7 protein-coding genes are annotated in these 8,152 nt (G+C 59.2%); 4 read left to right on the forward strand and 3 right to left on the reverse strand.

The window, feature by feature from the left end:
* Positions 1 to 83: 83 nt before the first annotated feature.
* From EOA28_RS40240 to EOA28_RS16490, 3 genes are all read left to right on the forward strand, one after another.
* Positions 84 to 2,078, forward strand: a complete 1,995-nt coding sequence (locus EOA28_RS40240) for a DEAD/DEAH box helicase family protein (protein ID WP_245501534.1) — start codon at positions 84 to 86, stop codon at positions 2,076 to 2,078.
* 41 nt (positions 2,079 to 2,119) lie between these two features.
* Entirely contained in the window at positions 2,120 to 3,514 is a 1,395-nt protein-coding gene (locus EOA28_RS40245; protein ID WP_348633433.1) for a type I restriction-modification enzyme R subunit C-terminal domain-containing protein, read from the forward strand.
* Between the two features lie 1,425 nt (positions 3,515 to 4,939).
* Complete coding sequence (locus EOA28_RS16490) at positions 4,940 to 5,320, forward strand: DUF3775 domain-containing protein (RefSeq protein WP_128315055.1); 381 nt, start codon at positions 4,940 to 4,942, stop codon at positions 5,318 to 5,320.
* A gap of 951 nt (positions 5,321 to 6,271) precedes the next feature.
* Here EOA28_RS16490 and EOA28_RS16495 read toward each other — a convergent pair.
* A complete protein-coding gene (locus EOA28_RS16495; protein WP_128315056.1) occupies positions 6,272 to 6,703 on the reverse strand; it encodes a hypothetical protein in 432 nt (143 codons plus the stop codon).
* A 21-nt stretch (positions 6,704 to 6,724) separates the two neighbouring features.
* On the opposite strand from EOA28_RS16495, the gene EOA28_RS16500 reads away from it, so the two are divergent.
* Positions 6,725 to 7,291, forward strand: coding sequence for a hypothetical protein (locus EOA28_RS16500; RefSeq protein ID WP_245501536.1), 567 nt, complete (start codon positions 6,725 to 6,727; stop codon positions 7,289 to 7,291).
* On the opposite strand, the gene EOA28_RS16505 is transcribed toward EOA28_RS16500, so the two are convergent.
* Both EOA28_RS16505 and EOA28_RS16510 read right to left on the reverse strand, forming a co-directional pair.
* Complete coding sequence (locus tag EOA28_RS16505; protein WP_128315057.1) at positions 7,257 to 7,784, reverse strand: hypothetical protein; 528 nt, start codon at positions 7,782 to 7,784, stop codon at positions 7,257 to 7,259. The two genes, EOA28_RS16500 and EOA28_RS16505, sit on opposite strands and share 35 nt — an antisense overlap.
* 42 nt (positions 7,785 to 7,826) lie before the next feature.
* Positions 7,827 to 8,152, reverse strand: a 326-nt coding sequence (locus EOA28_RS16510; protein WP_245501537.1) for a hypothetical protein, incomplete at its 5' end; no start/stop codon positions are given.

Genomic DNA, 8,152 nt, shown 5'->3' on the forward strand with positions numbered 1-8,152 from the left:
TGGAAGCACAGTGTCAATGACGCGGAGTGGATTCCGATCCGACTGGCATTCGCGACTGATTTCCCAAAGCTCAAGGACTTGAAGTGACGTCCAACTTCACATTCCTCGCCGCAGAGTTTCCAACCGTCCACGAGGCGGCGGTGGAAGCAGAGCGGCAGGCGGGCGTGTCGCCGACGGCAGCAGCTTTCTTTGCCGGTAAGACAGTCGAGCTCGCGGTCAAATGGGCGTTCCTCAATGACCCTGGCCTGAAGCTGCCCTATCAGGACAACATCGCCGCACTGCTGCATGAACCGAGCTTTCGCCGCGCGGCCGGCGAGGCGGTGTTCGCCAAGGCGAAATTCATCAACACGCTGCGTAATCGCGCTGTGCACGAGGAAAAGACCATCAGGCCAGGCGACGCCGCCGGGGCGGTCAAGGAACTGTTCCACGTCTGCTTCTGGCTGGCGCGCACCTATGCGCGCAAGGCAAAGCCGGCGGATGGTCTGGCTTTCGACCCCTCGGTGCTGGCGCGCCGCGACGAGACGCTGAAGAAGGCCTTCGCGCATCTGAAGGCGCAGCAGGCCGAGCTCGACGCCAAGAACGGCGAATTGACCAAGCTGCTTTCCGACAGGCAGAACCTCGACGCCGAATTGCGGCGCCTGCGTGCCGAAGTGGCTGCCGCCAGGCATGCCGCCGAGGCTATGCCGTCTACACATGACTACAACGAGGCCGAGACTCGCGACCGCTTCATCGACCTGCTGCTGCGCGAAGCGGGCTGGGCGCTAGACAGGTCGGAAGACACCGAGTTCCGCGTCGAGGGCATGCCCAACGAGCAGGGCATCGGCTTCGTCGACTATGTGTTGTGGGGCGCGGATGGCAAGCCACTGGGCCTGGTCGAGGCGAAGCGCACCCGTAAAGATGCCCGCCAGGGCCAGCAGCAGGCAAAACTCTATGCTGACCGGCTAGAGGCGCGCTATGGACAGCGGCCGGTGATCTTTTACTCGAATGGCTATGAGCACTGGATCTGGGACGACGTGCGTTATCCGCCGCGCCAGATCGGCGGCTTCTACAAGCGCGACGAGTTGGAGCTCTTGGTCCAGCGCCGCACGAGCCGCAGGAAGCTCGCCGAGACAAAGCTCAATACGAAGATTGCTGGCGACAAGCGTCCCTACCAGCAGCGCGCCATCCGTGCCATCGCCAAGGCCTTCGAGGACGAAACTGAGCGCAAGGCGCTGCTGGTGATGGCCACGGGCTCAGGCAAGACGCGCACCGTCATAGCGCTGGTCGACTTGCTGATGCGCGCTGGCTGGGTGAAGCGCATTTTATTCCTTGCGGATCGCGTGGCCTTGGTGAACCAGGCGGCTGGTGCCTTCAAGGCACATCTGCCGGATTCGGCGCCAGTCAATCTCGTCACGGAGCGGTCCAGCGAGGGTCGCGTGTTCCTGTCCACATATCCGACGATGATGAACCTTATCGATGGCCGGCAGGAGGGCAAGGCGAAGTTCGGCTCGGGGCATTTCGACCTCATCGTCATCGATGAGGCGCACCGGTCGGTCTACCAACGCTATCGCGCGATCTTCGAGTATTTTGACTCGTTCCTCGTCGGCCTGACCGCGACGCCCAAGGACGAGATCGACAAGAATACCTATTCGCTATTCGATCTCGAAGACGGGGTGCCCACCGACGCCTATAGTCTCGAAGAGGCGGTTGCCGATGGCCATCTCGTGCCGCCTGTGGCGATCTCAGTGCCACTGAAGATCGTGCGCTCCGGTTTGCGCTACGACGATCTCTCCGAGGAGGAGAAGGATCAGTGGGACATGCTGGAGTGGGGCGAGGACGAGATCCCCGATACGGTCGAGGCGGCCGAGGTGAACAAGCGCCTGTTCAACCAGGACACCGTTGACCAGGTCATCGCGCACCTGATGCAAAACGGGTTGAAGGTCGAAGGTGGTGACCGGCTCGGCAAGACCATCATCTTCGCCAAAAACCAGGCACACGCTGTCTACATCGAGCTCGGTTCAACGCGGCCTATCCGTCGCTTGCTGGACACTTCGCCCGCGTCATCACCTATGAGAGCGGCGCCTACGCGCAGACGCTGATCGATGACTTCTCCAAGAAGGGCAAGGCCCCGCACATCGCCATCTCGGTCGATATGCTGGACACCGGCATCGACGTGCCGGAGGTGGTGAACCTCGTCTTCTTCAAGCAGGTGCGGTCGAAGACCAAGTTCTGGCAGATGATGGGTCGCGGCACGCGTCTCTGCCCTGATCTGTTCGGACCTGGCCAGGACAAGGAATTTTTCCGCGTCTTCGACTATTGCCAGAACCTCGAATTCTTCGGCGCCAATCCGGAGATCAAGGAAGCCAGCGCTGCCAAGTCCCTGTCGGCCCGCCTGTTCGCCGCGCGGCTCGATCTTGTGCGTGCATTGGATGAGAAGGATAGCGCGGCGGGCGGCTTTGCCGCGCCCGAGCAGCAGCCTTACGAAGCGCCTGGAAATCGGCCAGACCCGCCGAGCTTGGAAGAGGTGTGCGCAGGCGCGCTGGCCGTTTTGCGCGAGACTGTCGCAGGCCTGAATCTCGAGAACTTCATCGTGCGCCAGAAGCGCCGGACGGTCGAGAAATACCAGGTCGACCAGGCTTGGAATAACATTGACGACGAGGCGCGCGATGAGCTGGTGAGCGACATTGCGCCGCTTCCATCGTCGCGTGAACTGGGGACCGAGGAAGCGAAGCGCTTCGACCTACTGATGTTCCAGCTTGGGCTTGCGCTACTGAAGGGCTCGAAACGCTTCGACACGCTGAAGAAACAGCTTCTGGAAATCGCATCCGCTCTTGAAGACCAGACGGCCGTTCCGGGCATCGCGGCGCAGGCTGCGCTCATAGAGGAGATCCAGACCTCGGAATGGTGGCAAGGCGTGAACGTTCCTCTGCTGGAGCTGGTCCGGCTGCGCTTACGCAATCTGATCCAGCACATCGAGAAAGGCCGTCGGGCGATCGTCTACTCGAACTTCGCCGACGAGATCGGCCCTGGCGAGGAGATCGACCTGCCGCAGGTCGGCGAGGCCGATTTCGCCCGCTTCAAGGCGAAGGCACGGCAGTTCCTGCGTGGTCTTTCCGGCAATCAGGTTCTCGACAAGCTACATCAGGGTAAGCCGCTGACCCGATACGATCTGGTGGAATTGGAACGGCTGCTGCTGGAGGCAGGGATTGCCGGACCGCAGGATATAGAGCGCGCCAGGGAGGCCAGCCGCGGCTTCGGTCGCTTCGTGCGCTCACTGGTCGGGCTCGATCGTTCAGCCGTCAGTGACGCCTTCGGTGAATTCTTATCGCACGGCGCCGCCACGCACCAGCAGATCGAGTTCATCGGCCTGGTCATCGAGCACATGACCGAAGCCGGCTCGATGGATCCCGCGTTGCTCTACGAGGCGCCGTTCACCGACATCGCTCCGACCGGGCCTGAGCAGGTTTTTGAAGAAGGCCGAGTGGCCGCCCTTATCGCCCGCATCCGAGAGATCAGCGAGAGTGCTGCCATATAGTTCAGCTTTCGGCTGGTGCTCACTTGATATGAAGCTTTTCGTTTAATCATCCCACATCAGCTTCACGATGTCCCTGCATAGATTGACTTTCCCCCCCTGCTGAGTGGAGCCGCTATTGTGGCGGCCGTTCAGCAAGGGGGATCTTGTTCGATTCTGCATCGACAGTGTTGAAGAGCTTAGCCTTGTCATGGCGGCCAGGTGGGATGCGTAACCTGGCCATAACTCCGAATCCCGGGCCATGAGGCCCCATCCGGTTAGGGTGGCGTTTCCTCGCCGCCCATCGTCGTGCCCGGCTTAACTCCAACCGGCGCACGACACGCGGTCGTAGTTCTCACTACGGTGCCGCGATCTTTTCATTGCGTCCTTTGATAGCTGGCGACAACCAGGAGCGGGCGTCCGGATTTTTCCGGGGAGCGATCGTCCTGATCTTCCGGTCGGCTGCGGCTGCCTCATAGTGTCCTCACGGTATAAGGACGGGCCGTCTCCATCGAGGCCGCTATGTTCGCATTCCCACTGGGAAGAGGCACGCCGTCTATTTGACTTAATATCGGCGTTCGCTTTGTGTCAGATCGTAAGGTGACTTGGGTTTGAGCAGCTGCTGCCTTAATGGCAAAGAGTCGTGGAGCCGCATGGCGTGGCTGGGATGCCCTTGCACGAATACCTCAATAGTAAGTTATCGCTTACTTTTCGTCAAGACGATGCATGGTGTGGATGGGTTGTTGGTGCAAGAGCCTGGAGGTGTTCCGGACCGGGCCGCGAACTCAACACTCTCGTTTCGGCAGGTGGATCACGACGGGATGGCGATCGCGGATGACGGTAAAGGAGGAGGCACGGCGATCGTTCAACGGCGCACACAATCAGGGCAGGCCGAAATGCCTCCTTTGCCGAATTCAAGTGTTCAGCCGAATACATCTTTGGTGTCGAGAGATGATCCTCACCACAATAGAACGCCAGCCGTTGGAAGGGTCCTCCAGATCCAAGGCCACTGGCGGTTTCACTCGAGCCGCAGTGGCAGAAAAATACATATTCGGCCTTGCAGGATAAGGCGTTCGGCCTCCTCGTAGGGCAACGACAGCAGCGCTTTCCGATAGTTGTGCGCAGCTTTGTGCGCTTGAGCGCGATGTCGTCGCTCTATGCGCTTGCCAGTGCGTTCTGTGCTCGGTTCTTTAGAAGCCTGACATGTTGACAGCGGGCGCAAAAAGCTGAAATCGGGGTCAAACCGACAACATAGTGGAAAGAACTGTCAACATAGCGCCCGATTTTGGGCCGTTTGGCGGTCCCAATGTTGTCGGCATGGCCTGGTTCGTCAACATGTGAACCCGCCTGGCGAGGGTAGATGTTGGCACTTTGAGAACCTATGTTGTCACCCGTAACGGTCGGTGACAACATTGTCGGCAACCGATGGTCGATTTCAACGGAGTTTAAATGAGCCTCTCGCATATCACGGAAACCAAGGTCCAGCAGGTTGTTGCGCTCGCGACCGCCCTCAACAATGCCTTTCCGCGCTCGCCGCTGGGGCTCGACAGCCGGTCGAAGGAAGACGCCGCTAAGGCGAGCGCCTACGTTGCCAGCCAGCAGCGCCGGGATCTCGTCGCCTATTATGAGGGGCTGTCCGCTGATGAGCGCGCCGAGTTGGTGGCCCTGATCTGGCACGGCCGCGGTGACGTCGATCCGGATTGGGCGTTTCTGCTCAGCCAGGCCAAGAAGGAGCGCAATGGCGCCGAATACGTCGCGCAGAAGGCGTCGGCGCTGCCGACCTACCTCCAGGACGGCTTGGCCAAGCTAAAGGCAAAGTCCTCAGCCTAACTAGGCGGCATCGATGCGGTTCTGGGAGGACTCTAACCCTGCCAGTGAACTGATACTACCACTCGAATCAGGCGTCCCGGGAGCTAGAGGAGGTTTGGACCCAGGAATTGCGGTGGTTGCAAAAGGCATCCCCATCGCCTCCACTCGTTCATCCTAGGACATCGATGGGGTTCCGTGGGAGATGATTTTTTTCTGCTCATGGGGATGAAACGCTGGCCGTTCCCCGATTTCCCTCAAGCCAGTTTTCAGGCTTGTATTGCCGCGATAGACAGGTTGCCGCGTATCCGGAGTGCCTTCGCATTCCAGGGTGAAGAGCGACGATCAACAGCTATCAGAGCCGGCGGTGGGGCTGCGATGGCGATGACGACGAGTTCTACCTTCGGATTGTCATACCCGTCCGCCCTTTAACCCCATCTCGGGAGCAACCGCAGGGGTTAACAGATGGAACAGCTAGGTAGCTATGAAGCTATTTTGGGGATTGTCCCTTGGATCGAATGCTTCTCGCTGGATCGCGCCTTGACGGTCTAGGCGGAACAGGCTGCATATAGTCGGACTCGACCTCAGTTGGGGGTTCCCCCATCTGAAGAACGTGCAGACCGGATACCTCCGGCTCTACCCAGAGCACCACGCCGTTCCTCGTGATGGCTCGAACATGACCGCCACCCGCGAACCTTGTGGCTCGCAAGCGAGCCCTCGCCTCAAATCCCTCCAGCGCAGATTTTAGATAACGCTTACCCTCGGATTTTTCGCCTTTTTCTGCCGCAGCGGCTTGCTCGGCTTGGATGCGGTCATTTCTTGCCTTAACGCGATCCCTAAATTCGGTCATTCGGGTATCTAGAGCCGCTTCCGCCTTCGCAACCCCAGCAGCTCGATGTAACAACAGACTCCGGCTGACCAGCGCCCAAGCGCAGACCGCTGCTAGGGCTGCCATGAAGATCAAGAAGGGCGCGCTCATTTCAGGAACTCCTCGTTGAGGACAGTTCTACCTATCCAATGTAGGACGAAGGCCACCCCCAGGCAACTTATGGTGGCTACGACGAGTTCCTGGTTCGTAAGGGCTGCCATCAACGTGCTGTGGTAGAGGAAGCCTATTCCTGGGCCGATTAGCCCCAACGTCAGGATGGATGTGGACATGCGGTCTAGCGCCGCTGCCGTGTATTTCGCCAGTTCTCGGTTAAGTTCCCTCTGTTTTTTGAGTCTCTCCGCTTCCAACTCAAGCGCCGCCTCTTCGGCGGCTAGATCCTGGACCTCGACCTCGGGCTGTTTTGAAGGTTCCTCGTTGGAAGACCCACCTTGTCCTGCTGGAGCCTCTAGCCTGGATCCAAAACCTTCCCACAGATGACCCAGCATACGCGAAACCAAGTCTTCAGGTTCCTCTGCCACGCTGCCCCTCCCTTTGATCGTGTGATCGCTGGTAACCTAATTCTCGATCATGGGGAACAGCTTGCCCTCCACAGCCAGGGCACGCGCCTCAGCGAGGCGCTGCCGGGCACCGGCGACGCCGTCTATCACCGTGCATGCGAGGCCGGATTGGAAGGGGTCGTTCCGAAGCGATTGGACAGCGGCTACCGCTGCGGCAACACGATGAACTGGCGCAAGGTGAAGTGCTACATCGAGAAGGAAATGGATATCGTTGGCGTGAGGCGCGAGAGCGGCAAACCGGCGATTGCGTTGATGGCCGACAACGGCCGCTACATGGGCGGCGCCTTCGTCACCTTCAAACCCGACAAACGGCAAGAGCTACGGGACCGCGTGCAGGGCAAGGTCGGCGCGTCGCCGAAGGGCTGGCGAAGGAAAAGGCCGAATGGCTCAACTCGGGTTTGGTGGGGCGAGTCAAATTTCTCAAAGGCGAGGAGAAGCTGCGTCACGCATCGCGAAAGGACTTTTGGGAGCGAAGCTGAGTGTCCGTCGAAGACCTCACCGGCGCATCTTCTTGCTAATGCCCTGAGCCAGAGATCTTGGTCAGTTTGACATCGCCGAGCATTATGAATTCTGGGTTGGACGCCTGAACGGCGAGGTCGACGGCCTTTTCGACCTCAGCCACCACCGCTCGAAGCCGCTCCATAGTTCGCTCCGCCTGCCAAGGTGCATCTTGTCCATCGAGCTTATAGTCGTATCGGATTTTTACATATTCCTTCGACCGTTTTGGCGATTGAATGAAGTCTTGGATGTCTTTTGGCAAGTGCAGTCCTAGAGCCTTGCAGGCCGTTAGCCTGTCAGCAAAGTGGTGGTTGTAGTCTCGGACATCCTCCGGCGTCGTGCCGACGAGTAACTGGAAACTTCGCAGGTAGTTTTCCAAGGCCTGGAAGTAGAGAAGCCTCCGTGGATGGTCCGACATCTGCGGCCCAATCTTCGCCAGGGCGTCGGCGCTTATTCTGTAGGTCTGGGCAAAGCGGAAGACGCCGTAAGCCGTCATGTCCTTGCCGTGGATAACTTTCGTCTTTTTCGCGGCGGCATCCCCCATGGCTAGGAGGATGCCGCCATTCGCTTAGCAGGGCAAGCCGGATCACCGCCTATCGATTGCAATCTTTGGCATGTCGTCGCCTTCGCCCTGTATGAGGAATTCAGCGAGCGCACCCATCAGCCACTCGGCATTTTCGCGGTCGAGCAACATATCGACCGTGTCGTCATCGTCAGTGACCAACTCCAGCGTGCCTCTCAGCGGCTCGCGGGAAGTCACTTCCACATCACCATCCTGATACTCAACAAATTTCGGCATAGATTTCTCCAAAATGATCGTGGGCTGCAGACGTGCATGAGCAGGTCCGCGAGCCAGTTGATGTTCAAGGAGTTGTGTTGGGCAGCCGTGCTGCTCGTTGTCTACGACGTAAG

It is taken from the genome of Mesorhizobium sp. M2A.F.Ca.ET.067.02.1.1 (genome assembly GCF_004023285.1).
In the GTDB taxonomy this organism is placed as follows: domain Bacteria; phylum Pseudomonadota; class Alphaproteobacteria; order Rhizobiales; family Rhizobiaceae; genus Mesorhizobium.